A 23,527-nucleotide genomic window follows, 5' to 3' on the forward strand; every position below is an offset into this window, starting at 1 on the left:
TCTACCCGCTAACCAAGGACTTTTATGTCGCGTCGTATCTCCCCCGTCATACCCGGCTTCGGGCTGACGCTGGGCTACACCTTGGTGTACCTCAGCCTGATTGTGCTCATACCCCTGGCGGCGATGTTCGTGCATGCCGCCCAACTCACCTGGGATCAGTTCTGGGCCATTGTCTCGGCGCCGCGGGTCCTCGCCGCGCTCAAGCTGAGCTTCGGCACGGCGCTGTACGCGGCGATCATCAATGGCGTGATCGGCACGCTGCTGGCCTGGGTGCTGGTGCGCTACAGCTTTCCCGGACGCAAGATCATCGACGCGATGATCGACCTGCCGTTCGCCCTGCCCACCGCCGTGGCCGGTATCGCGCTGACCGCGCTGTATGCGCCGACCGGCCTGGTCGGCCAGTTCGCCACCGACCTGGGGTTCAAGATCGCCTACACCCCGCTGGGCATCACCCTGGCGCTGACCTTCGTCACTCTGCCGTTCGTGGTGCGTACCGTGCAGCCGGTGCTGGCCGACATTCCCCGTGAGGTCGAAGAAGCCGCCGCCTGCCTCGGCGCCAAGCCCTGGCAGGTGTTCCGCCACATCCTGGTACCGGCGCTGCTGCCGGCCTGGCTGACCGGCTTCGCCCTGGCCTTTGCCCGGGGCGTCGGCGAGTACGGCTCGGTGATCTTCATCGCCGGCAACATGCCGATGAAAACCGAAATCCTGCCGCTGCTGATCATGGTCAAGCTCGACCAGTACGATTACACCGGCGCGACCTCCATCGGCGTGTTGATGCTGGTGGTTTCCTTTGTCCTGTTGCTGCTGATCAACCTGCTGCAGCGGCGCATCGAACGACCTTAAGGAGGCGCGAACCATGTCCCAATCGTCCATTTCCGCAGCCTCTTCGGCCAACGCCGACCGTCGTGGCAGCGCCACCTCGCGGCGCATCCTGATCGGCCTCGGCTGGTTGATCTTCGCCCTGTTCCTGCTGTTGCCGCTGTTCATCGTGGTGTCCCAGGGGCTCAAGCTCGGCCTCGGCGCGTTCTTCGCCGCGATCTTCGAGCCGGACGCGCTGTCGGCCCTGAAGCTGACGGTGATTGCCGTGCTGATCTCGGTGCCGCTGAACCTGGTGTTCGGCGTCAGCGCCGCCTGGTGCGTGAGCAAATACACCTTCCGCGGCAAGAGCATCCTGGTGACCCTGATAGATTTGCCGTTCTCGGTCTCGCCGGTGATCGCCGGCCTGGTCTATGTGCTGATGTTCGGCGCCCAGGGCCTGTTCGGACCGTGGCTGCAGGATCACGACATCCAGATCGTGTTCGCCCTGCCGGGCATCGTCCTGGCGACCATCTTCGTCACCGTGCCCTTCGTCGCCCGTGAGCTGATCCCGCTGATGCAGGAGCAGGGCACCCAGGAAGAGGAAGCCGCGCGGCTGCTGGGGGCCAACGGCTGGCAGATGTTCTGGCATGTGACCGTGCCGAACATCAAGTGGGGCCTGATCTACGGCGTGGTGCTCTGCACCGCGCGGGCCATGGGTGAGTTCGGCGCGGTGTCGGTGGTTTCCGGGCACATTCGCGGGGTGACCAACACCCTGCCGCTGCACGTCGAGATCCTCTACAACGAATACAACCACGTCGCCGCGTTCGCCGTCGCGAGCCTGTTGCTGATCCTGGCGCTCTTCATCCTGCTGCTCAAGCAGTGGAGCGAAAACCGTATCAACCGCCTGCGCGCCAGCGCCGCGGAGGAATGAATCATGTCGATCGAAGTCCGTAACGTCAGCAAGAACTTCAACGCCTTCAAGGCCCTGAACAGCATCAACCTGGACATCCAGAGCGGCGAGCTGGTGGCGCTGCTGGGCCCGTCCGGCTGCGGCAAGACCACCCTGCTGCGGATCATCGCCGGCCTGGAAACCCCGGACGCCGGCAGCATCGTGTTCCACGGCGAGGACGTCTCCGGCCACGACGTGCGCGATCGCAACGTCGGTTTCGTGTTCCAGCACTACGCGCTGTTCCGCCATATGAGCGTGTTCGACAACGTCGCCTTCGGCCTGCGCATGAAGCCGAAAAACCAGCGCCCGAGCGAAAGCAGGATCGCCGAGAAGGTCCATGAGCTGTTGAACATGGTGCAGCTGGACTGGCTCGCCGACCGCTACCCGGAACAGCTGTCCGGTGGCCAGCGCCAGCGGATCGCCCTGGCCCGCGCCCTGGCGGTGGAGCCGAAAGTGCTGCTGCTGGACGAACCCTTCGGCGCCCTGGATGCCAAGGTGCGCAAGGAGCTGCGGCGCTGGCTGGCGCGGCTGCACGAAGACATCAACCTGACCTCGGTATTCGTCACCCACGACCAGGAAGAAGCCATGGAAGTGGCGGACCGTATCGTGGTGATGAACAAGGGCGTGATCGAGCAGATCGGCTCGCCGGGCGAGGTGTACGAGAACCCGGCCAGCGACTTCGTCTACCACTTCCTCGGCGACTCCAACCGCCTGCACCTGGGCGAGGACCACCATGTGCTGTTCCGCCCGCACGAAGTGTCGCTGTCGCGCTCCGAACTGGCCGATCACCACGCCGCCGAAGTGCGCGATATCCGTCCGCTGGGCGCCACCACCCGGGTGACCTTGAAGGTCGAAGGGCAGAGCGAACTGATCGAGGCCGAAGTGGTGAAAGACCATGACAGCCTGGTCGGGCTGGCCAAGGGCGAGACGCTGTTCTTCAAGCCCAAGGTCTGGCAGAAGGTCGCCAATATCTAAAAGCCGAAAGCATCGCGAGCAAGCTCGCTCCTACAATGATCCGGGGATGACCCATGAACTTATGGTCAACCCCATCCCTTGTAGGAGCGAGCTTGCTCGCGATAGCCATTTCAAACAGCGGCACGCTTCGGATTGACCCGCACCCCTCCCGCCCGCGCCTCGATCTCATGCTTGAGCGCCTGGCGCAGCCCCAGCAGAAACGCCAGCTCCGCCACCACGAACAACGGCCCGACGATCAGCCCCGAGACGTCGTCGACAAAGGCCGGCTTGCGCCCTTCGTAGTAATGGCCGACGAACTGGATCACCCAGCCGATCACGAACATGCCCACCCCGCTGGCCAGCCAGACCAGGGTGCTTTGTTGCGCCAGCCCATGGCCGGCCCACACCGACAGCCCCATCAGCAGCGTCATCAGCAGGCCCAGTCGCAGTTCCAGGCGCAGGTAGAATCCGCACGACGCCAGCGCCAGCAGCAGCGCCGGCGACAGCCACAGCCCGGCGACCGGCCAGGCGGGGCGCGACAGCAGCACCGCGACGGCCAGCACAATCAGTGGAATGCCGATAAAGTGGCTGGCGATGTTGCGCGGATCACGGTGGTAGGCGGCGTATTGACTGAGATGGTCGACGAGGCTTTTCATTGTTGTTCCTCCTGTAGGGTGATCGAATCATGCCCTGCGCCGGTCGCCGGTTCTGTCGGCTAGGCGACAATCGGCTCGCTGCCCGTTTGGATAACGCTATCGATGAAGATTCAGGTCTGGCGTGAGCGCCTGATGAGCGGCCAGTGGTTCAGCCGCTTGCCCGTTCAATTACAGAATAGTCTGCTGGCCAATGCCCGTTTGCGCTCGCTGGCGCCGGGCCAACGGCTGTTCCAGCGTGGCGATCCGCCCTGCGGCCTGTACGCGGTGCTGGAAGGCACGGTGCGCATCGGCGCGGTCAGCGAGGAAGGCAAGGAGGCGCTGCTGAGCCTGGTGGAGGCGCCGCACTGGTTCGGCGAGATCAGCCTGTTCGACGGCCAGCCGCGCACCCATGACGCCTATGCCGTGGGCCCGTGCAGCCTGCTCAATGTGCCCCAGGCGGCGCTGCTCGAACTGCTGGACGAACACCCGCAATACTGGCGGCAGCTGGCGCTGTTGATGAGCCATAAACTGCGCCTGACCTTTATCAACCTCGAACAGCTGAGCCTGATGCCGGCCCCGGCGCGGGTGGCCAACCGGCTGTTGATGATCGCCCGCGGCTACGGCGAGACCGACACCCCGCGGCGGGTCCTGCACCTGCCCCAGGAGCAACTGGCGCTGCTGCTGTCGCTGTCGCGCCAGACCACCAACCAGATCCTCAAGGACTTGCAGGGCCAGGGCATTCTCAAGCTGGGTTACGGCGAGATCGAGATCCTCGACGAGGACCGCTTGCGGATCTTGGCCGGGGTTTGATCTTTAGATCGCTATCGCGAGCAAGCTCGCTCCTACAAGGACCTGCACTGTCCATGTAGGAGCGAGCTTGCTCGCGATAAGGCCGGCACTGTCTCCGCCAATCCCGGCCTAACGCAACCCATCGCGAAACTGCCCCGGGGTCATCCCGGTCCAGCGCTTGAACGCGCGGCTGAAGCTGCTGGCGTCGGCGAACCCCAGCAGGTAGCTGATCTCGCTCAGGGAACACTGCGGGTCGCGCAGGTGCAGCAGGGCGAGGTTCTCCCGGCATTCGTTGAGCAGGGTGTCGAAGCGACAACCCTCGTCCGCCAGGTGGCGTTGCAGGCTGCGCAGGCTCAGGTGCAGGGCCTGGGCCACACGTTCGGCCGAAGGTTCGCCTTCCGGCAGCTGGGCCTCGATCACTCCGCGCACCTTGCGCTCCCAGGTCAATGGTTGCAGTTGCATCAGGGTGCGCTTGAGCACCGCCTCGTTGTGTTCGGCCAGTTCCGGGTTGGCGTCGTCCAGGTGGCTGTCGAAATCGTGCAGGCCGAACTCCAGGCGATCCTCGTCGGCGCCGAAAAACACCGGCGCGCGAAACACCGTGTGCCATTGCCTGGGGTCCTCCGGCTCGGGGCGCCGCAGGTACACCGCCAGCGGTGCGTAGTCGCGGCCCAGGCGGTTGCGGCAGGTGCGCACGTAGATCGCGACAAAGGCGTCGATGGCCTCGACCGCCGGCTCCGGATTGCCCTCGGGGACCTTCAGGCGAAAGCGATAGCGGTCCTCGGTGCGGGTCAGCTCCAGCTCCAGGGCGTCGCTGACCACCTGGTGATAACGCACGATGCGCTCGAACACTTCCCGCAGGCTGCCGCTGGCCACCAGCGCATAACCCAGGGCATGGAAGGTGGTCGGGCTGACGAAGCGCGAGACCCGCAGGCCTATGGCCGGGTCGCCGCTGGCCTGCACCGCCAGCTGCCACAGGCGGGTGGTGGCCGACAGCGGGTAACGCGCGTTGGGATCGTCCATCAGCTGTGGGTCGAGGCCGGCCTGGTGGCACAGGGCTGTGCTGTCGAGGCCCAGGGCATCGAGCTGCTTGCGCAGGGCGCGGGTCCAGCTGGCGAGGGAAGTGGGTTCGGTCATGGCGGTTGGCGCGTCCGGTCAACAGGTTGGCGTCCGCGGCTAGCGCCCGGCGCGTGGGCGCAGGGCAGGATGCGAACATCAATAACCAGAGGATGGAAGCATGTACGGTACTTCTGCAAGTCCCGACCGGCTGAATGCTCAGCAACGATCGGCGCATATTCGTGAGGTGGTGCTGGCCAGGGGCGTCGAGTTGCGCGAGCGCTACCCGCTGCTCAAGCATCAGGACGCGCTGGGCGCGGGCATCCTGGCCTTGGCCCTGGCCGGGATGATCGGCACGGCGGCGCTCTATATCGGCGGGTACCTGGCCTGGTGGGCCTGCCTGCTGCTCAACGCGTTTTTCGCCTCCTTGACCCACGAGCTGGAACACGACCTGATCCACAGCATGTATTTCCGCAAGCAGCGCGTCCCCCACAACCTGATGCTGGCGCTGGTCTGGCTGGCGCGGCCGAGCACCATCAACCCGTGGATCCGCCGCCATCTGCACCTCAATCACCACAAGGTGTCCGGCACCGAGGCCGACATGGAGGAGCGCGCCATCACCAACGGCGAGCCCTGGGGCATCGCCCGCCTGCTGATGGTTGGCGACAATGTCATGTCGTCATTGATCCGCACCCTGCGCGCCAGGACCTGGGCGCACAAGCGCAATATCCTCAAGCGCACCCTCAAGGTGTACGCACCGCTGGCGCTGTTGCACTGGGGGGCCTGGTATGTGTTCCTTGGCTTCCACGCCGCCAATGGCGTCGCCGCGCTGCTGGGGGCGCCCATCGAGTGGTCGGCCAGCACCCTGGCAGTGATGCAGGTGCTCGATATCGCCGTGGTGGTGATCGTCGGCCCCAATGTGCTGCGCACCTTTTGCCTGCATTTTGTCAGCTCGAACATGCACTACTACGGCGACATCGAAGCGGGCAACGTGATCCAGCAGACCCAGGTGCTCAACCCCTGGTGGCTGTGGCCGTTGCAGGCGTTCTGCTTCAATTTCGGCAGCACCCATGGCATCCACCATTTCGTGGTCAAGGAACCCTTCTACATCCGCCAGCTGACCGCGCCGGTGGCGCACAAGGTGATGGCCGAGATGGGCGTGCGCTTCAACGATTTCGGCACCTTCGGCCGGGCCAACCGCTTTATCCGCAAGGAACAGGTGGCGGCGCAGGCGGTGCGGGGTGTCGGGGCGTGATGGATCGCATTTGAGGGCCAATCGCGAGCAAGCTCGCTCCTACAAGTACATGGATAACCTGTAGGAGCGAGCTTGCTCGCGATGGCGATTCCGCAGACGCGCAACCTTCGGCGTTTTCCCCCACCTGTAGCCGCTGCCGCAGGCTGCGATCGGCCGGAACGGCCGTGGCGATCTCAAGGCCCTAGGAGGTCCTACGACCAGCGTGGCCCGGACCATCGCAGCCTGCGGCAGCGGCTACGGGGTCAATCCGGCTGGAACGGCGAGGCGCTGAGGATCACCCCGGTTTCATCCACGTACTGCTGCCAATGGCCGATCAGCGCCTCGAGCTTGCCCGGCTCGCGCTGCGCCAGGTCGTGGATCTCCCCCGGGTCCTGGCTCAGGTCGTACAGCTGCCAGGTCGCCGGGCCCACCGGGCCGGGGATGTACACCGCTTTCCAGTGTCCCTGGCGAATCGCCCGGCGGCCGAACAGTTCCCAGCCGGTGACCGTGTGTTCGTCATGCACCTGCGCGGTCTCGCCGGACAGGAAACCCAGCCACGACTTGCCGCGCAAGGGCGCCACTTCCTTGCCGCGCCAGCGCTTGCCGGGATGACGCACGCCGGCCAGGTCGAGAATGGTCGGGGTGATGTCCATCACCGTACCGAAGCCATGGCTGATCCGGCCCTTGAGCGCCAGCTGCGGGTAATGCACCAGCGCCGGCACGCGGATCCCGCCTTCGGTGGTGAAGGCCTTGAACAGGCGTGACGGTGCGGTGGCGACCTGGGCCCAGGCCGGGCCGTACCAGACGTAGGAGTTGGCGCGGCCGATGTTGTCCAGGCTGTTGTCGTAGTGCTGGTTGAGGTAGGTCAAAAGCTGCGGGCCGAACTTGGGGAAGGCTTCCAGCAGCGCGCCTTCGGCACCGTTGTCGGACATGAACAGGATAAAGGTGTTGTCCAGCTGGCCCTGCTGGCGCAGGTAGTCCACCACCCGACCGATGTTCCAGTCCATGCGTTCGACCATCGCCGCGTAGACCTCCATGGCCCGCGCGGAAACCTGCCGCTGCTGCTCGCTCAAGGCCGCCCATTCGGCGCTCAGGCCCAGTAGCGGGTGCGGCTCCACATCGGCCTCGATCAGCCCCAGTTGCTTGAGCTTTTCCAGGCGCTCCAGGCGCAGCACTTCGGGGCCGGCGTCATAGCGGCCACGGTATTTGGCGACCACCTCCTCGGGCGCCTGCAACGGCCAGTGCGGCGCGGAAAACGGCAGGTAGGCGAAGAACGGCCGGGTCTGGTCGCGCTCCTTGAGGTACTGCAGCAGCTTGTCGCCGAAGGCGTCGGAGGAATAGAAATCCTTGGGCAATGGGTCGATGAAGCGGTCGTCCTCGATGTACAGCGCCGGGGTGGATTTGAGCAGCCCCGGGGTGTGTTCGTCGTAGGTCGGCTCGAAACCGTAGTGGTTGGCGGCGCCAGGCAGCAGTGAGAACGAACGCTCGAAACCGCGGGCATGGGGCGCCAGCTCGGCGGTCAGGCCCAGGTGCCATTTGCCGCTCATCAGGGTCTGGTAGCCGGCGTCGCGCAGCAGCTCGGGCAGGGCCACCACGCGGTCGTTGAGGTGGCCCTCGTAGCCCGGCTTGCCGATCAGTTCCGGGGTCAGGGCCTCGGCCATGGTGCCGATGCCGGCGATATGGTGGTCGGTGCCGGTGAGCAGCATGGAACGGGTCGGCGAGCAGGTCGGCGCGGTATGGAAGTCGGTCAGGCGCAGGCCACCTTCGGCCAGGGCATCGAGGTTTGGCGTGGCGATTTCGCCGCCGAAGGCACCGAGATCGGAAAAGCCCAGGTCGTCGGCGAGGATCACCAGGAAGTTGGGACGTTGCGGCATTTATTCACTCCTCATCAGCAAGCAATAAAGACCAGTGGCAGGTCACGGATCTGGGCGGGCAAAGGCACCTGGTAGTGATCGTCGCTGGTCAGTTCGTGGAGCAGTTCTTCGCGCAGCTGGTGGAAGTCGAAACTGCTGCGCTGGCGCGGATGGGGCAGGGCGATGTCCACCACCCGCTTGATCCGGCCCGGGCGCGGCTCCATCACCACCACGCGGTCGGCGAGGAAGATCGCTTCCTCGACGTCATGGGTGACCAGCACCGTGGTGATTTTGGCCCGCTCGCGGATCGCCAGCAGCTCGTCCTGCATCTGCTGGCGGGTCAGCGCGTCGAGGGCGCCGAAGGGTTCGTCCAGCAGCAGGATGCGCGGGCTGGCCACCAGGCCGCGGGCGATGGCCACCCGCTGGGCCATGCCGCCGGACAGCTGGTGCGGGTAGGCGCGGGTGAAATCGGTGAGGCCCACCAGTTCGATGAAATCGGCGATGCGGGTTTGCCGTTCGCTGGCGCTCAGGGCTTCGTTGACCAGGCCCAGGCCGATGTTTTCCGCGACCGTCAGCCAGGGGAACAGGCGGTGTTCCTGGAACACGATGCCGCGTTCGCCGCCGATGCCGTTGACGGCCTTGCCGTCGACGCGGATCTCGCCGCGAAACTGCGTGTCCAGGCCGATCAGCAGGCGCAGCAGGGTGGATTTGCCACAGCCGCTGGAGCCGACGATGGCGACGAATTCGCCCTCGGCGATCTCCAGGTTGAATTCGCGGATCGCCTCCAGCTCGCCGCCGGCGACCTCGAAGGTCTTGCCCACATGGCTGAAGCTGACGATGGGGAAAGGTGCGGGTGCGTTCATGCGTGTCTCCAGCGTGTGGCGCGGGTTTCGAGCTGTTGGCCAATAAGGTTGAGCAGGGCGCCGGTGAGCCCCACCAGGAGCATGCCGGCCATGATCAGGTCCATGCGCAGCAGCTGCTGGGCGCCGATCATCTGGCTGCCGATGCCGCCGTTGGACGGCATGAAATATTCCGCGCCGATGGTCCCCAGCCAGGCGTAGATCAGGCTCAGGCGCAGGCCGGCGAAGATCCCCGGCGCGGCGCCCGGCAGTACCAGGCGGCGCAGGCGTTGCCAGAGGTTCAGGCGCAGCACTTGCGCTGCTTCGGTCAGTTGCGGCGACAGGTTGGCGACGCTGCGCTGGGTGGCGATAAACAGCGGGAAGAATGCGGCCAGCGCGACAAATACCCATTTCGCCAGCTCCCCCAGGCCGAACCAGGCGGTGAGCAGCGGCACCCAGGCGAAAATGGCGATCTGCCGCAGCGCCGCCAGGGTCGGCCCCAGAACCCGTTCGCTCAGAGGCGACAGGCCCAGCAGCAGGCCCAGGGCAAACCCCAGGCCGCCGCCCAGCAGCAGGCCGCCGAGGGTGCGCCGCAGGCTCAGGCCCAGGCCGCCCGACAGGCTGCCGTCGAGCAGGCCGTTCCAGGTGGTTTGCAGCACCGCCAGCGGGCTCACCAGAATATTGGCGTCGACCCATTCCAGCTGGTTCGCCACTTGCCACAGCGCCAGCAGGAACAGCGGTAGCAGCCACGGCTGCAGGCGTTGCCAGCCCTGGTAGCGCGGACCGCGGCGGATCTGCGCGATGGCCGGGTGCGGCCAGTGCACCAGGGCCTTGTCCAGCAGGCCGATGCCGCGGTCCATGGCCACGCCAATCACCCCGATCACCACGATGCAGACGAAGACGATATCCAGCATGAACAGCTGGCGCGCCCAGACCATCAGGTAGCCGATGCCTTCGCTGGAGGCCAGCAGCTCCACCGCCAGCAGCGAGGTCCAGCCGGCGGCCAGGGCCAGGCGCACGCCGGCCATGAAGGCGGGCAGGGCGGCGGGCAGCACCAGCCGGCGGATCAGCAGGTGTGGCGGCAGGCGCAGCACGGCGGCGGCCTCGCGCAATTTGGGCTGGGCGTCGCGCACGCCGACCAGGGTATGCAGGGTCACCGGCACCACGATGGCCTTGACCAGCACCACCAGCTTGAGCAGTTCGCCGATGCCGAAAAACACCATGAACAGCGGAATCCAGGCCAGGGTCGGAACCTGGGACAGGGCCGAGAAAGTGGGGAACACCAGGCGTTCCAGGCGCCGGCTGGAACCCAGTCCCGCGCCGAGCAGGGCACCGGCGCCGATGCCCGCCAGCAGGCCCCAGGCCAGCCGTTGCAGGCTGATCGCCAGATGGCTCCACAGCTCGCCGCCGGCCAGCTCGAGCGCGCTGCTCCAGACCAATGCCGGGGCCGGCAGGATCTGTTCGCTCATCCAGGCATTACGGCTGGCCAGCCACCACAGGGCGAACAGGCCCAGGGGCAGCAGCCAGGGCAACAGTCGCCGGTGGATGCGCGGCCAGGACAGCGGCTTATTGGCGGGCGCGGCCAACGGCAAGCTGAGAAGGGAAACACGGGCCATGGACGATCTCCGTTGTCGGGTTTCTTGCTGATTTCAACCGTCTTCTTTTTGTAGGAGCGAGCTTGCTCGCGATAGCGGCATCGGGGCCAAAACCGGCCTGCGGCCTATCGCGAGCAAGCTCGCTCTTACAGTTTGTTTTTTGGAGTTTTCTTTTGGTTATATAAAAAGTTACATCAATGCTATTTGGAGATAAGAGAGGCCATTTAAGGCCTCCAGGCACGCCGCATCCAATGCATTTGAAGAATATTTTCGATGCTGATCATGCATACGCCGCGCAGAGCCGCGTCCTGGCTGGTTTATTCGAACGAGTTATTAAAATGTGAATTTATAGTATTTAAAGCTTTGAACGCCTTGGGCCTACCTTCTGCTCCTCAATGCCCGTCGCAGCCAGGAGCCACACCTTATGAACCTTCCCTTCAAACGCGTCCTCAGTCTGTTCGCCGCGCCGGCCCTGGCGGGGCTCCTGGGGTACCTGCCGCTGCTGGCCCAGGCGGATGAACTCAAGCAGATCCGTATCGCCGTGCCGGACCTCAGCGCCGGCACCCAGCACAGCGGCGGCGGGGTGACGGACGTGCTGCGCCAGCAGCAGATCTTCGAAAAGGCCTTCGCCGACCAGGGCATCAGCATCCAGTGGAACTACTTCAAGGGCGCCGGTCCGGTGATCAACGAGGCTTTCGCCAACGGTCAGGTGGACCTCGCCTACCTGGGGGACCTGGCAGCGATCATCGGCAAGTCCAACGGCCTGGACACCCGCCTGCTGAGCGCCACCGCCCGTGGGGTCAAGCAATACCTGGGGGTGGTGCCGGGCTCGGGGATCAAGACCTTGCAGGACCTCAAGGGCAAGCGGGTCGCGGTGTTCCGCGGCACGGCCACGCAGTTGTCGCTGGATGCCGCGCTGGCCAGCCAGGGTCTGAGCGAGAAGGACCTGAAGATCATCAACCTGGATTTCACCGCGGCGGTCGCGGCGCTGGCGGCGAAGCAGATCGATGCTACCTGGGGCGGTTCCAACTTGAACGCCTTGCAGGCCAAGGGCCTGGCCGAGGTGCCGCTGAACACCAAGGACCTGGGCGGCGCCGGTAGCGTGCAGGCGGTGCTGGTGGGCAGCGGCGCGTTCGTCGACGCCCATCCCGAGGTCGTGGAGAAGCTGCTCAAGGCCCAGCAGCAGGCCGTGCAGTGGCTGACCCAGGACAGCAACAAGGACGCCTATATCGAACTGGTGTCGGGGCTGGCCAGCTACCCGCCGCTGGTGTTGCAGCAGGACCTCAAGGATCAGCGCTTCAGCGATATCTTCCCCTCGACCCTGGACCCGGTGTTCCTCGGTAAATTGCAGGACGCGGTGGACCTGGCCGCGCAGCAGCGGCTGATCCGCAAGCCGTTCAAGGTCAGCGAATGGGTGGCGCCGCAGTTGGCCGCCGCCGGCCTGTAAGGCCACCTGGCAATCCGCTCACGTCCCGTAGCCGCTGCCGAGCCTGCGAGGCTGCGATCGGTCCCGCAGGGGCCGCAAAACCCGACAACGCGGTCTGCCTGGACGAACCGGGTGGGCCTTGTTGCGACGACTGCGTCGTCGATCGCAGCCTCGCGGGCTCGGCAGCGGCTACAGATTGCGTCTTCTGTAGGCGCGAGCTTGCCCGCGATGGCGTCCTAGGACGCCATGCTGACCTGCTGCCGATCCACCGCCACCAGCACTTCGATCATCTTGCGGGCCGCCGGCGACAGGCGAAATCCCGTGCGGCTGACGATGCCGCAGCGCGCGTTCATGCTCTCGATGTTCTGCGGCAGGTTGCGCCAGTGCAGCAGCGCTAGGGAGCCCTGTTCGATGTCCTCGACGAAGGCCTCTTCGGTGCCCACGCCAATCGCATTGGACTGGCGCACGATCTTCACCAGGGCCGGGAAATGTTCGGTCTGGATGGTCGGGGAAAAGTCGATGCGCCCGCTGAGGTTGGCCAGCAGCTTGCGGATTCCCGGCGGGATCAGCGTGGTGGCCAGCGGGTAGTCGAACATGTCGTTGGTCGACAGGCTTTCCTTGGCCAGCAGCGGGTGTCCCGGGCGGCAGAAAAACACCCCGCGCTTGGGCGTCAGGGGCTGGGTCTGAAAGTTCGGGTCGGCTTCGAAATGGCGGATGTCGGCGATAAAGAATTCGATCTCTTCGCGGCTCAGGCTGCGGCTGAGTTTTTCCCAGTTATCCACCTCCAGGCAGATGCGCACCTTGGGGTGGATGCCGGTGAATTGCGCCACCGCATCGGGCACCAGTTTCACCGCCGGCGCCGGGCCGCAACCGAAGCGCAGCTCGCCGGCGTCGAGCTTGGTCATCTGCGTCACTTCGCTGTTCAGCAAGGCCGCGCCCTGCACCAGGCTCAGGGCGTGCTGCAACACCACCTGGCCTTCCGGGGTGGGACGCAAATCCTTATTGCCGCGGTCCACCAGCACGCAGCCGAACTCCTGTTCCAGGCCCTGGATGCTGCGGCTGAAGGCCGGCTGGGTGATGCCCATGGCGTCCGCCGCGCGGACAAAACTGCGGTGTTCGTTGAGGGCGATGAAGTAACGCAACTGGCGAAGATCCATATGCTTTCCCGGCATCCGAAAAATAGCCCGAAGGCATTTGCGACGAGTGAGGAATGAGGTTTTAAATGCAAGCTCTTATTCCGTCAACGAAGCATGTGAATATCTATTAGATCTAAAGTGAATATAGATAGAGCGTTGTTTCGCTGCCGCTCACCCGTAAGCAGTCAGACGAGGGTCTACCCGATGAGCAATGCCGCACTAGCCGTTAAACCCGCTGTTCATGCGCTTGAGATCCACCCGGTGGCCGGCCGTATCGGCGCCGAGATCCGTGGCGTGCAACTCTCCGGCGAGCTGGACGCCGCCACGGTCGAAGCCATCCAGCAAGCGCTGGTGGACTACAAGGTGATCTTCTTCCGTGGCCAGACCCACCTCGACGACCAGAGCCAGGAAGCTTTCTCCCACCTGCTCGGCGAGCCGGTGGCGCACCCCACCGTACCGGTGCGCGACGGCACCCGTTACCTGCTCGAACTGGACGGCGCCGAGGGCCAGCGCGCCAACTCCTGGCACACCGACGTGACCTTCGTCGATGCCTACCCGAAGGCCTCGATCCTGCGTTCAGTGGTGGCGCCGGCCTCCGGTGGTGACACGGTCTGGGCCAACACCGCCACCGCCTACAACGAACTGCCGGTGGAGCTGCGCGAGCTGGCGGACAAGCTCTGGGCGGTGCACAGCAACGAATACGATTACGCCGGGGCCAAGCCCGACGTGTCGGCGGAGAAGCTGGAGCGCTACCGCAAGGTGTTCACCTCCACCGTCTACGAGACCGAGCACCCGCTGGTGCGTGTGCACCCGGTGAGCGGCGAGAAGAGCCTGGTGCTCGGGCATTTCGTCAAGCGCATCAAGGGCTATACCCAGGCTGATTCGGCGCACCTGTTCAACCTGCTGCAAAGCCACGTCACGCGTTTGGAAAACACCGTGCGCTGGCGCTGGACCGCCGGTGACGTGGCGATCTGGGACAACCGTTCGACCCAGCATTACGCGGTCGACGACTACGGCACCCAGGACCGCGTGGTCCGCCGCGTGACCCTCAAGGGCGACGTGCCGGTGGGTGTGCATGGGCAGCGTAGCCAGACCATCAAGGGGCTGTGACAGAGGCGTCCCACGGCTCTCTGTAGCCGCTGCCGCAGGCTGCGATCGACCCGAAGGGGCGCGGCGGTTTCAACATCGCCAAAGGCCTTCGGCCTTATCGCAGCCTGCGGCAGCGGCTACAGGGTGTGCGGTGGGTTTGAGATTTTTCGCCGGCAAGCGAGCCCGCGAAGCCGCCGCCTCACTTTTCGCGAGCAAGCTCGCTCCTACAGAAAGGCGCAATGCTGTGCCCCTGTAGGAGCGAGCTGCTCGCGATCAGCCGCGCAGCGGCGTCCTCACCACACCCCGATCTGCACCACCTTTTCCGCCTCCGGTTCGCCATAACGAAAGCGTTGCCCGCGCAGGTCGATTTCTTCGTGGCTGATGGTGGTCCGCCGCTTCAGCCCGCGCAGCCAGTCGAACAGATACCCCAGGTGCTCCTCGCGCACCGCCGCATAGGCCGGGTCGGCGCCGAGATCGTGGAGTTCCTGGGGATCGTTGTGCAGGTCGAACAGCTGCGGGCGGAAGCCGTCGTAGGCCAGGTATTTCCAGCGTTCGCTGCGCACCATGGTCATGCGGCAGCGGTCGATGGGTTGCGCCAGGCGCTCGCGGGCCGGGGCCTGGAACGCATAGTCGTATTCGCTGATGGCATAGCGGCGCCAGTCGCCCGCCGTGCCGTGCAACAGTGGGATCAGCGAGCGGCCTTCCAGCCGGTGTTCGGCGCCGGGCAGCCCCAGGGCGTCGAGAAAGGTCGGCAGGGCATCGATGGTTTCCACCAGGCGCTCGTCCAGTGTGCCGCGGCTGATATCCGCCGCCGCCCGCGGGTCGCGCACGATCAGTGGCACGCCCACGGCCGGCTCCAGTAAAAACTCCTTTTCCCCCAGCCAGTGATCGCCGAGAAAGTCGCCGTGGTCGCTGGTGAACACGATCAGGGTGTCGTCCCAGCGCCCGCTGCTTTGCAGGAAATCGAACAGGCGGCCGAGCTGATCGTCCACCTGCTTGATCAGGCCCATGTAGGTCGGCACCACGTTCAGGCGCACTTCGTCGCGGGAGAAGTTCTGGCTCTCCTGATGCTGGCGAAAGGCGGCATACACCGGGTGGTCGCTGGCCTCGTCGGCGGCGGCGCGCACCGGGGCGATCACCTGCTCGGCCGCGTACAGCGCGTGGTAGGGTGCCGGCGCGATATAGGGCCAGTGCGGCTTGATATAGGACAGGTGCAGGCACCAGGGCTGCTCGCCCTGCTCTTGGATGAAGTCGAGGGCGCGGTCGGTGGTGTAGACGGTCTCCGAATGCTGCTCGGGGACGCGGGCCGGCAGGTGGGCGTTGCGCATTTTCCAGCCGCTGAGGATTTCACCCTGTTCACCTGCGGCGGCGTTGGCCCAGTCGTGCCAGGGGTTGCGCCCCTGGTAGCCCTGTTCGCGCAGGTAATGGGTATAGGGCGCCGACTCGCGTTTGTCGTCGAACAGCGGGCTGTCGGGGAAGATCCCGTCGTGGCGCAGATAGGGTTCGAAACCGACCTCGTTGAGGGCCTCGGCCTGCTGGCTCTCGGGGTCGATCGCCAGGCGCTGCAGGGCATCGAGATTGGGCGTGGCGTGGGTCTTGCCCACCAGCGCGGTGCGGATGCCGTGGGGGCTCAGGTAGTCGCCGATGGTCAGCTCTTCCAGGGGCAGCGGCACGGCGTTCCACGCCACCTGGTGGCTGCTGACATAACGCCCGGTGTAGGCCGACATCCGCGACGGCCCGCAGATGGTGCCCTGGGTGTAGGCGCGGCTGAAGCGCACGCCGGCGGCGGCCAGGCGGTCGATGTTCGGCGTGTGCAGGTGGGGGTGGCCGTAGCACGACAGGTAATCGCGACGCAGCTGGTCGCACATGATGTACAGCACGTTGCGCACGGGTTGGACGGGGTTGGACATGGCGTTCACCGATCGAAAGACAGGTGAGGGTTTTCGCTGTCGCGGGGCGTTCCGACAAGCGCATTTGGCGCATGCTTTTCATGCACGACCTGCATGGGCCGAAGATGATCCCTGTAGCCGCTGCCGAAGGCTGCGATAAGGCCGAAGGCCTTCAGCGATATTGAAATCGCCGCGCCCCTTCGGGGCGATCGCAGCCTGCGGCAGCGGCTACAGGTGCGGTGTTTCAGACCGCGAAATTCTCCAGCGAACACAGATCCTCATCCAGCGCGTCGGTGCGCTTGATCTCCTCGATCATCGCCTCGGCCAGCGGCGACAGCCGATAGCCGGCGCGGCTGACGATGCCGTAGCGGGTGTACAGCTCCTCCAGGTCGTCGGCCAGGCCTTCGACCTTCAGGCACACCAGCTCGCCCCGGGCATTGTGCAGCGCATCGCTGTAGGCGCCGATGATGCCGATCGCGTCCGAGCGCATCACCACGCCGAGCAGGCTGTAGCTGTTCTCGCATTCCACATTCGGGACGAAATCCGGCCGGCCGCTGAGATCGACCACCACCTTGCGCAGGTTCGGCGGGCGGATGGTCGCGGCCAGCGGGTAACTCATCAGCTCGGCGGCGGTGACGCTTTTCTGCTCGGCCAGCGGGTGCCCGGCGCGGCAGCAGAAATGCCATTTGCGCGGGCGCAGGCGCTGGGTCAGGTAATCCGGGTTGGCTTCGAACTGCCGGGTGTCGGCGACGAAAAATTCGAACTCTTCACTGAGCAGGCGTTTGCTCAGGGTTTGCCAGTCATCCACCTGGAACTGCACCCGCGCCTTGGGGTAGCGCCCGATAAAGCTGCCGATGGCCCGGGGGATCAAGCCCGCCGCCGGCGCCGGTCCGCAACCGAAGCGCAGCTCGCCGGCCTCCAGGCCGTTGAACTGGCTGATCTCGTTGGCCAGTTGCTGCGCGCCGCTGACCAGCCGCCGCGCATGTTCGAGCAGCACCAGCCCCTGTTTGGTCGGTGCCAGGTCCTTGCGCCCACGATCCACCAGCTGACAGCCGACGCTGTGCTCCAGGGCCTGGATGCTGCGGCTGAAGGCCGATTGCGACAGGTTCACCGCCAAGGCGGCCGCGACAAAGCTGCGCTGTTCGGCGAGGGCGATGAAGTGACGGAGCTGGCGCAGATCGATATGCATTTTTCACATTGAAAATATCGGGGAAATGCATTGGCTATGCATTAGGTCGACTCTTTATAAAGGCAATCTCTTATTCCGTAAATCTTATTAAAAACATAAATAAATAACTTAAAAGAATATACGGATCAGTCTGTTTTTTACCCAGGAGCCGCCCATGAGTCCGTTGAACCTTGTGTCCCCCACTTCGCCCCGACGGCTCAAGCGCCTGCCGCTGGCCCTGCTGCTGGCCGGTAGCGCCGGCTGGTCCCACGGCTATGCCGCGCAAGCCGAAACGCCCACCGAAGCCCCGGCCAAGGCCGATGCCGCCCGGCCCGCCGCCAGCGGCCAGCTGGAAACCGTGACCGTGACTGCGCGGCGCCGCGAGGAGAGCGCCCAGGACGTGCCGACGCCGATGAGCGTGATCGGTGGCCAGGCCCTGGAGAGCCAGCGGGTCTATCGCATCCAGGATCTGCAGCAGCTGGTGCCGAGCGTCAACGTCGCCTACATGCACGCGCGCCAGTCCAGCGTGTCGATCCGCGGCCTGGGCAACAACCCGGCCAGCGACGGCCTGGAAGGCAGCGTCGGGCTGTACATCGACAACGTCTACCTGGGGCGGCCGGGCATGGCGGTGTTCGACCTGATGGACATCGAGCAGCTGGAAGTGCTGCGCGGTCCCCAGGGCACGCTGTTCGGCAAGAACACCACCGCCGGGGTGATCAACATCAGCACCCGCGCGCCGAGCTTCACCCCCGAGCGCAGCATCGAGACCTCGGTGGGCGAGGACGGCTACTTCCAGACCAAGGGCACTATTTCCGGGCCGCTGAACGACGAGCTGGCCGGGCGTTTCTCGGCTTATCGCACCCGCAGCGACGGCGATATCAAGAACGAACACGACGGCCATGACCTCAACGGCGGCTCGCGCCAGGGCTTCCGTGGCCAACTGCTGTTCAAGCCCAACGAGAACTTCAACCTGCGCTGGATCGGCGACTACAACGAAGAGGACTCCAGCGCCGGCACCCGGGTGCTGTACAGCACCGGGCCGACCATCAATGGCGTCAATCAGTACCAGTCGCGGGCCGCCGCGGCCGGCGCCACCCTGGTCGACGGCACGCACCGCAAGGTCAACCTGGACAACGATCAGCACGTCACGGTGTTCCAGGGCGGCACCTCCCTGGAGGCCAACTGGACCCTGCCCAGCGACTTCACCCTGACGTCGGTCAGCTCCTACCGCTGGTGGGACTTCACCCCGCGCAACGACGACGGGCTCAACGTGCCGGCCAGCTATAACGCCGGGGTCTCGGTGGAGGATAAACAGTGGTCCCAGGAGTTCCGCCTGGCCTCGCCCACCGGCGGCTTCTTCGATTACGTGCTCGGCGCCTACTACTTCGGCTCCGACCTCGATAACAAGTCCTTCGCCTATTACGGCCCCAAGGCGGACATCTGGAACGGCACGCCCACCGGCGCCCTGAACAACGTCACCAGCATCGGCAACGGGCATATCCGCACCGACAGCTTCGCGCTGTTCGCCCAGGGCACCTGGCACCTCACCGAGCGCCTGGATTTCACCGCCGGCCTGCGCGGCACCTATGAAGAGAAAAGCGCCTGGGTGACCCGCAACGCGCCAGTGGGGGGCGCCGCGGTGACCGGTGCCGCGGCCACCGCGCGGCGCGGGCGGGCCGGGGCCTACGACTCCGGCGACCTCAACCAGTACAGCACCAGCCCCTCGGGCCTGCTCAACCTCAGCTACCGCTTCACCGACGACCTGCTGGGCTACGCCACCCTGTCCCATGGCGAAAAGTCCGGCGGGGTCAACCTCGCGGTCGGCTCGGCGCCCACCGCTGGCGCCGACTCGCTGCTGATCGGCACCGAGCGCGCCAACAACGCCGAACTGGGCTTCAAGAGCACCCTGTGGGACAAGCGCCTGCAACTCAACGCCAACCTGTTCTGGACCCAGGTCAACGGCTACCAGACCAATGCCTACGACGCCAACAACCGCGTGCAGTACCTGACCAACGCCGGCTCGGTGCGCTCACGAGGCGTGGAAGTCGAAAGCACGCTGATCCCCATCCGTGGCCTGACCCTCAACCTCAACGGCTCCTACAACGACGTGCGCTACCTGTCCTACAAGGATGCGCCGTGCCCGCCTGAAGTCAGCCTGCGCCCGGGCGCCCCGGCCTCCTGCGACCTCAGTGGCCACCAGGTGGTCGGCGCCTCGAAATGGATCGGCAACGCCAACGGCGAATACAAATGGAACCTGGACAACGGCCTCGAACCCTACGTCACCGGCAGCTACGCCTTCCGCTCCAAGGCCGTCGGCACCGTCGAGGATTCCGACTACGGCCAGATCCCCAGCTACGCGGTGGTCAACCTCTCCACCGGCCTGCGTGGCAACTATGAGCAAGGGCAGTGGGACGTGTCGCTGTGGCTGAAAAACGCCTTCGACAAGACCTACTACACCACGCTGTGGTCGGGGGGGAATGGCGGCTACGAAGGTTTGCTCGGCACGCCGCGGACCCTTGGCGTGACCGGTCGCTACGACTTCTGAACACCCTCATTTGCAACCCGCGCCGGGTTCCGCGGCGCGGTTCGACCTGAACAGGAGTTCCACCATGTTGAACCTCAAGCCCGTGTTGCCCCTGCTGCTGTCATTCAGTGCCGGGGCCTTCGCCGCCCCCAGCGTCTACCCCACCGGCGTGACCCGTTACGACCCGGCCAAGGCCTTCAATCAGTACGTGATCTTCAGTGGCGCGGACAAGAAAACCCACCTGATCGACATGAATGGCAACGAGGTGAAAACCTGGCCCCAGGCCGGCTTTCCTTCGGCGATCATCGACCCGCAGCTGGTGGGCGGCGCGCGTGGCCGGGTGCTGTTGCAACTGAGCGAAAAGGACCCCGGCAAACTCGGCTCGGCCGGCAACGGCCTGGGCAACCAGAGCGTCGGCGAGTTGGACTGGGACGGCAAAGTGGTCTGGCAATGGGGCGACCAGGCGCCTGGCGGTGCGGCCCAGCAGCATCATGACCAGCGCCGCCTGAGCAATGGCAACACCCTGGTGCTGGCCAACAAGGTGCATGCGGTGGCGGGCTTCAAGGTGCCGCAAGTGATCGATGACGTGATCTACGAAGTCAGCCCCCAGGGCGAAGTGAAGTGGCAGTGGCTGGCCTCCGAACACCTCAAGGAGTTCGGCTTCATCCCGGAGCAGTTGAAGCTGGTACGGGCCACCAAGGACCCGGACTACCTGCACATCAACAACCTCAGCGTGGTCGGCCCGAACAAGTGGTTCGACGCCGGCGACAAACGCTTCGCCCCGGACAACCTGCTGTTCGATTCCCGCAACGCCAACTTCATCGCCATCATCGACAAGCAGAGCGGCAAGCTGGTCTGGCGCCTCGGCCCCAACTTGCCGACCCTCAACCCGCGAGCGCCGGCGACCTTGCCGCGCCCGGTGGACCAGTTCGTCGGCCAGCACGACGCCCACATCATCCCCGCCGGCCTGCCGGGCGCGGGCAACCTGCTGGTGTTCGACAACCAGGGCACGGCCGGCTACCCCTCGGTGCCATTGGGGCTGATTTCCGGCTCGCGGGTGCTGGAGATCGACCCCGTGACCCAACAGATCGTCTGGCAGTACAGCGCCGCCAGTTCCAGGCAGCCGGGCTGGGCCTTCTACAGCTCGTTCATCAGCAGCGCCCGACGCCTGCCCAACGGCAATACCCTGATTGATGAAGGCATGAACGGCCGCTTCTTCCAGGTCACGGCAAGCGGCGAAAACGTCTGGGAATACGTCAGCCCGTTCCTCGGCAAGGCCCCGGGCAGCGACGCCATCAGCAACTGGGTGTACCGCGCATTGCCGGTGAGCTATGACTGGGTGCCACAAGGCACGCCACGTTCGGAAACGGCGGTGATTGCGCCGACGGCGGCTTTGCAACCGACTAATGCCAGCCGTTGATCCGGCTGCTGCGCGGCTCTGGGTTACCTGAAGAGGCTCGCTCGCGATAGCGCCGGTTCAGACGGCGCATCGCGAGGTCTCTGCAGGCTTATTTGCAGCTGTAGTTTTCAGGCATGGTGACCGTGTAATTGCGCTGTACGCGGTCGCGGAAATCCAGGTTCTGCAGGCCTTGCTCCACCAGGAAGGCCTCGACCTTGCCGTTCTGGCAATCCTCGTTGTAAGAGGACACCCGCAGCAGATACACCGCCCGCCGAGTGGTTTCGTCCCGGGCCGTCGCGATAAAGGTCGACAGGGTGGTGTAGCCGGTGCGTTCCGAGGTGCCTACCGGACCATAAGACGTATTGGGCGTGCTGGTGCAGACCAGCTTTTCCTTCTTTTTCTTGCCATCCTTGCACACCGTGGAAGTGCTGTTCTGCACCCGACCGTAGTCGGTGGCGGTGTAGCGGTAAGTGACTTGCTTGCTATGGATATCGAGGCTGACCGTCATCTTGATCGGCGCATGCTTCTTGGGCAGCGACGCCTCGGTAAACACCTCGCGGAACCCCTGGTCCTTCAGTGCATTGACCATATCGCGCAGGTAATAACGGGCATTCAGCGAATTCTCGTCATTCCCCGTCGTGGCCGTCACCAGCACCAGCGCTTGCCGATCAAATTGATAGTCCGGATCCGGCGTGCCATTGAGCGCGACGTCGAACTTGGTGGCGCAGCCGGTGAGCAGAAGGGAAAACAGGAATAGCGGGTAAAGCATGTATCGAGTCATGAGGGCTTCGTTGTGTTGCGGTGGATGGGATAGGGATTAGACGGATGAGCGCGGGAATAAACAAATGGAGTAGGTGGAGCAGTAGGCCCGACAGGGGGGCGTATTGAAGGACGGCTTGGCTTGTGAGCGGGACTCCCGTCGAGCATGGTCTACGGGCGAAGCATGAGCCGTTTGCAGAGGCAGCTACGGTAGTGTTCCTGTCAGTCTCTGCGACCAGCTTTTGCCTGATCGCATCGCGATTATCGATGCGAGCTTGATGTTTGTTACTGACTAATCTTCCGTTGAGAATTTTGCTTTCAATATTTTGCATTTTAGCAAAATGCTTTCACGATCTGATATGGCGTTATTGTCGCACCAGTTGCTGATGACGGAGGCTCCGTCAGAAAATGAAAGCACTACGTGCTCGCCCATGAACTCGAATGCTATTCCTTCTTTCAGGTATTCGGGGATGTTTTCAAAGTCCTCATCAGTACCGAGATAAATTCCCGACATGTCAATGCCAAAACCCTCCAAAGTTGCGAGCTTGTCTAGCGCTACAGGTAGAAAACTTTGGATGGTCAGGGAAGAAGAGTCTTTGAGGTCGAGTAGGCAGTTGTGGATGATGCTTTTTTGTCTGAGCGTCAGTGTATTCATTTGTTTGTACTAATGGTTGAGCTTTATGTCAGTCGCATTGCGTGACTATGTAGACGCGGTCATCAACATCTGATGTTCTACTTCCAAAGAAGTATATTTCGTTCTGGTTAAATAAAGTGTAGTTTCTTTTTGTTCTAGGCTTGCTTTTGCCAAAAATATCCATTTCTTGTTGTGAAGGGGCGCTATCAACAGTCGGAAATGACTGCTCTCCATGTATTTGCAATAAAAAGTCCAAGGCCGCTCCCTTGTATTGGGCCGGTGTCTCATCCCCCATGAGCCACTTGGGCTTATCACCAGCCCAACCGAATACATCGCTGCCTTTACTGTGGCTAAATGCTAAGGGAGTCATTGCGATCCGTATCGGGTAGTCACTTGCATAGGTTTTATCTTCATTCCTGAAAAGAAAGGCCGCAAAATATTTTTGGTAATCGCTTAGAAAGTTATCTGGAATGGTTGCCCCCGATAGCGGGACTTTGAGCATTTCAGGAATCGTATAGTCTTCGTTGAAATCGTCAGTCGCGGCAAAAACACTTAGTGTGTGGCCATGTAGTGAATGAGCCTCTGGGAATTGTAGAGTGAAGTAAAAGCTCATCAAACTGCCGTTTGGGCTTTTGGGCATGCTCATTCCTTGGGGGATGACTGGTTTCCCTCCAATGTATGAAGCGGACTCGGTTTTTGGGGTTTTATTTATGTACATGGATTTAAATTGATTTTCCTGAAGAGTGGGTGGGATTTAGCTGGTGTTGGACAATGGTGAGTTGAGAGTTTTTTGATGCCACGAGA

At 63.9% G+C, this 23,527-nt stretch carries 20 protein-coding genes; 9 read left to right on the plus strand and 11 right to left on the minus strand.

The genetic code is table 11. The features are described 5' to 3' along the window. The first annotated feature begins 24 nt into the window (after positions 1–24). Genes cysT through BMY68_RS25180 form a run of 3 tightly spaced genes read left to right on the plus strand, consistent with a single transcriptional unit; the run spans position 25 to position 2,722 of the window. Positions 25–843: a sulfate ABC transporter permease subunit CysT gene (gene cysT / locus BMY68_RS25170; RefSeq protein ID WP_007921521.1), complete on the plus strand. Its 819-nt coding sequence runs from the start codon at positions 25–27 to the stop codon at positions 841–843. A 13-nt stretch (positions 844–856) separates the two neighbouring features. Further along, a complete protein-coding gene (gene cysW / locus BMY68_RS25175; protein ID WP_007921522.1) occupies positions 857–1,729 on the plus strand; it encodes a sulfate ABC transporter permease subunit CysW in 873 nt (290 codons plus the stop codon). Positions 1,730–1,732: 3 nt separating this feature from the next. Then, positions 1,733–2,722, plus strand: coding sequence for a sulfate/molybdate ABC transporter ATP-binding protein (locus tag BMY68_RS25180; protein WP_009041631.1), 990 nt, complete (start codon positions 1,733–1,735; stop codon positions 2,720–2,722). Positions 2,723–2,832: 110 nt separating this feature from the next. Here BMY68_RS25180 and BMY68_RS25185 read toward each other — a convergent pair whose 3' ends face one another. Next, positions 2,833–3,357: an Mpo1 family 2-hydroxy fatty acid dioxygenase gene (locus tag BMY68_RS25185; protein WP_085533292.1), complete on the minus strand. Its 525-nt coding sequence runs from the start codon at positions 3,355–3,357 to the stop codon at positions 2,833–2,835. A 102-nt stretch (positions 3,358–3,459) separates the two neighbouring features. Here BMY68_RS25185 and BMY68_RS25190 point away from each other — a divergent pair, with 102 nt between their 5' ends. Next, positions 3,460–4,146, plus strand: coding sequence for a Crp/Fnr family transcriptional regulator (locus tag BMY68_RS25190; protein ID WP_085533294.1), 687 nt, complete (start codon positions 3,460–3,462; stop codon positions 4,144–4,146). Positions 4,147–4,254: 108 nt separating this feature from the next. Here BMY68_RS25190 and BMY68_RS25195 read toward each other — a convergent pair whose 3' ends face one another. Beyond that, positions 4,255–5,259, minus strand: a complete 1,005-nt coding sequence (locus BMY68_RS25195) for an AraC family transcriptional regulator (protein ID WP_092160559.1) — start codon at positions 5,257–5,259, stop codon at positions 4,255–4,257. Between the two features lie 100 nt (positions 5,260–5,359). Here BMY68_RS25195 and BMY68_RS25200 point away from each other — a divergent pair, with 100 nt between their 5' ends. Further along, the gene (locus BMY68_RS25200) at positions 5,360–6,433 is read left to right on the plus strand and encodes a fatty acid desaturase (RefSeq protein ID WP_085533298.1); all 1,074 of its coding nucleotides are present in this window, start codon (positions 5,360–5,362) and stop codon (positions 6,431–6,433) included. A 242-nt stretch (positions 6,434–6,675) separates the two neighbouring features. On the opposite strand, the gene BMY68_RS25205 is transcribed toward BMY68_RS25200, so the two are convergent. Genes BMY68_RS25205 through BMY68_RS25215 form a run of 3 tightly spaced genes read right to left on the minus strand, consistent with a single transcriptional unit; the run spans position 6,676 to position 10,720 of the window. Further along, positions 6,676–8,286, minus strand: a complete 1,611-nt coding sequence (locus BMY68_RS25205) for an arylsulfatase (RefSeq protein ID WP_085533300.1) — start codon at positions 8,284–8,286, stop codon at positions 6,676–6,678. Between the two features lie 14 nt (positions 8,287–8,300). Further along, positions 8,301–9,128, minus strand: coding sequence for an ABC transporter ATP-binding protein (locus BMY68_RS25210; RefSeq protein WP_085533302.1), 828 nt, complete (start codon positions 9,126–9,128; stop codon positions 8,301–8,303). Further along, on the minus strand, positions 9,125–10,720 hold the full coding sequence (locus tag BMY68_RS25215) for an ABC transporter permease (RefSeq protein WP_085533304.1): 1,596 nt from the start codon (positions 10,718–10,720) through the stop codon (positions 9,125–9,127). The genes BMY68_RS25210 and BMY68_RS25215 overlap by 4 nt, the downstream gene beginning before the upstream one ends. 403 nt (positions 10,721–11,123) lie before the next feature. Here BMY68_RS25215 and BMY68_RS25220 point away from each other — a divergent pair, with 403 nt between their 5' ends. Beyond that, positions 11,124–12,146: an ABC transporter substrate-binding protein gene (locus BMY68_RS25220; RefSeq protein WP_085533306.1), complete on the plus strand. Its 1,023-nt coding sequence runs from the start codon at positions 11,124–11,126 to the stop codon at positions 12,144–12,146. Between the two features lie 215 nt (positions 12,147–12,361). Here the strand turns inward: BMY68_RS25220 and BMY68_RS25225 are convergent, their stop codons facing one another. Further along, on the minus strand, positions 12,362–13,282 hold the full coding sequence (locus tag BMY68_RS25225) for a LysR family transcriptional regulator (protein WP_085533307.1): 921 nt from the start codon (positions 13,280–13,282) through the stop codon (positions 12,362–12,364). A 183-nt stretch (positions 13,283–13,465) separates the two neighbouring features. Here BMY68_RS25225 and BMY68_RS25230 point away from each other — a divergent pair, with 183 nt between their 5' ends. Further along, the gene (locus BMY68_RS25230) at positions 13,466–14,371 is read left to right on the plus strand and encodes a TauD/TfdA dioxygenase family protein (RefSeq protein WP_085533309.1); all 906 of its coding nucleotides are present in this window, start codon (positions 13,466–13,468) and stop codon (positions 14,369–14,371) included. 272 nt (positions 14,372–14,643) lie between these two features. Here the strand turns inward: BMY68_RS25230 and BMY68_RS25235 are convergent, their stop codons facing one another. Both BMY68_RS25235 and BMY68_RS25240 read right to left on the minus strand, forming a co-directional pair. After that, positions 14,644–16,260 carry an alkaline phosphatase family protein gene (locus BMY68_RS25235; protein ID WP_085533311.1) on the minus strand — a complete coding sequence of 539 codons (1,617 nt, stop codon included), beginning with the start codon at positions 16,258–16,260 and terminating at the stop codon, positions 14,644–14,646. Positions 16,261–16,483: 223 nt separating this feature from the next. Continuing rightward, positions 16,484–17,428, minus strand: a complete 945-nt coding sequence (locus BMY68_RS25240; RefSeq protein ID WP_062824036.1) for a LysR family transcriptional regulator — start codon at positions 17,426–17,428, stop codon at positions 16,484–16,486. Positions 17,429–17,582: 154 nt separating this feature from the next. Between BMY68_RS25240 and BMY68_RS25245 the strand changes: the two genes are divergently transcribed. Then, positions 17,583–19,952 carry a TonB-dependent receptor gene (locus tag BMY68_RS25245; protein ID WP_085533313.1) on the plus strand — a complete coding sequence of 790 codons (2,370 nt, stop codon included), beginning with the start codon at positions 17,583–17,585 and terminating at the stop codon, positions 19,950–19,952. A gap of 64 nt (positions 19,953–20,016) precedes the next feature. Next, positions 20,017–21,351, plus strand: a complete 1,335-nt coding sequence (locus BMY68_RS25250; RefSeq protein WP_085533315.1) for an aryl-sulfate sulfotransferase — start codon at positions 20,017–20,019, stop codon at positions 21,349–21,351. 88 nt (positions 21,352–21,439) lie between these two features. On the opposite strand, the gene BMY68_RS25255 is transcribed toward BMY68_RS25250, so the two are convergent. The 3 genes from BMY68_RS25255 to BMY68_RS25265 all read right to left on the minus strand — a co-directional run bounded on the left by BMY68_RS25255 (position 21,440) and on the right by BMY68_RS25265 (position 23,363). Beyond that, positions 21,440–22,111 (minus strand): hypothetical protein, encoded by a 672-nt coding sequence (locus tag BMY68_RS25255; RefSeq protein ID WP_009041646.1) that lies wholly within the window; start codon positions 22,109–22,111, stop codon positions 21,440–21,442. 270 nt (positions 22,112–22,381) lie between these two features. Beyond that, entirely contained in the window at positions 22,382–22,744 is a 363-nt protein-coding gene (locus BMY68_RS25260) for a hypothetical protein (RefSeq protein ID WP_085533317.1), read from the minus strand. A 28-nt stretch (positions 22,745–22,772) separates the two neighbouring features. Beyond that, a complete protein-coding gene (locus BMY68_RS25265; RefSeq protein WP_085533319.1) occupies positions 22,773–23,363 on the minus strand; it encodes a hypothetical protein in 591 nt (196 codons plus the stop codon). Between the last annotated feature and the right edge of the window lie 164 nt (positions 23,364–23,527).

Origin of the sequence: Pseudomonas sp. NFACC41-3 (assembly GCF_900109505.1) — a bacterium.
Lineage (GTDB): Bacteria > Pseudomonadota > Gammaproteobacteria > Pseudomonadales > Pseudomonadaceae > Aquipseudomonas > Aquipseudomonas chlororaphis.

Coding starts and splice junctions, on each gene's coding strand:
- cysT (WP_007921521.1), top strand. CDS start 25: ATGTCGCGTCGTATCTCCCCCGTCATACCCGGCTTCGGGCTGACGCTG.
- cysW (WP_007921522.1), top strand. CDS start 857: ATGTCCCAATCGTCCATTTCCGCAGCCTCTTCGGCCAACGCCGACCGT.
- BMY68_RS25180 (WP_009041631.1), top strand. CDS start 1,733: ATGTCGATCGAAGTCCGTAACGTCAGCAAGAACTTCAACGCCTTCAAG.
- BMY68_RS25185 (WP_085533292.1), bottom strand. CDS start 3,357: ATGAAAAGCCTCGTCGACCATCTCAGTCAATACGCCGCCTACCACCGT.
- BMY68_RS25190 (WP_085533294.1), top strand. CDS start 3,460: ATGAAGATTCAGGTCTGGCGTGAGCGCCTGATGAGCGGCCAGTGGTTC.
- BMY68_RS25195 (WP_092160559.1), bottom strand. CDS start 5,259: ATGACCGAACCCACTTCCCTCGCCAGCTGGACCCGCGCCCTGCGCAAG.
- BMY68_RS25200 (WP_085533298.1), top strand. CDS start 5,360: ATGTACGGTACTTCTGCAAGTCCCGACCGGCTGAATGCTCAGCAACGA.
- BMY68_RS25205 (WP_085533300.1), bottom strand. CDS start 8,286: ATGCCGCAACGTCCCAACTTCCTGGTGATCCTCGCCGACGACCTGGGC.
- BMY68_RS25210 (WP_085533302.1), bottom strand. CDS start 9,128: ATGAACGCACCCGCACCTTTCCCCATCGTCAGCTTCAGCCATGTGGGC.
- BMY68_RS25215 (WP_085533304.1), bottom strand. CDS start 10,720: ATGGCCCGTGTTTCCCTTCTCAGCTTGCCGTTGGCCGCGCCCGCCAAT.
- BMY68_RS25220 (WP_085533306.1), top strand. CDS start 11,124: ATGAACCTTCCCTTCAAACGCGTCCTCAGTCTGTTCGCCGCGCCGGCC.
- BMY68_RS25225 (WP_085533307.1), bottom strand. CDS start 13,282: ATGGATCTTCGCCAGTTGCGTTACTTCATCGCCCTCAACGAACACCGC.
- BMY68_RS25230 (WP_085533309.1), top strand. CDS start 13,466: ATGAGCAATGCCGCACTAGCCGTTAAACCCGCTGTTCATGCGCTTGAG.
- BMY68_RS25235 (WP_085533311.1), bottom strand. CDS start 16,260: ATGTCCAACCCCGTCCAACCCGTGCGCAACGTGCTGTACATCATGTGC.
- BMY68_RS25240 (WP_062824036.1), bottom strand. CDS start 17,428: ATGCATATCGATCTGCGCCAGCTCCGTCACTTCATCGCCCTCGCCGAA.
- BMY68_RS25245 (WP_085533313.1), top strand. CDS start 17,583: ATGAGTCCGTTGAACCTTGTGTCCCCCACTTCGCCCCGACGGCTCAAG.
- BMY68_RS25250 (WP_085533315.1), top strand. CDS start 20,017: ATGTTGAACCTCAAGCCCGTGTTGCCCCTGCTGCTGTCATTCAGTGCC.
- BMY68_RS25255 (WP_009041646.1), bottom strand. CDS start 22,111: ATGACTCGATACATGCTTTACCCGCTATTCCTGTTTTCCCTTCTGCTC.
- BMY68_RS25260 (WP_085533317.1), bottom strand. CDS start 22,744: ATGAATACACTGACGCTCAGACAAAAAAGCATCATCCACAACTGCCTA.
- BMY68_RS25265 (WP_085533319.1), bottom strand. CDS start 23,363: ATGCCCAAAAGCCCAAACGGCAGTTTGATGAGCTTTTACTTCACTCTA.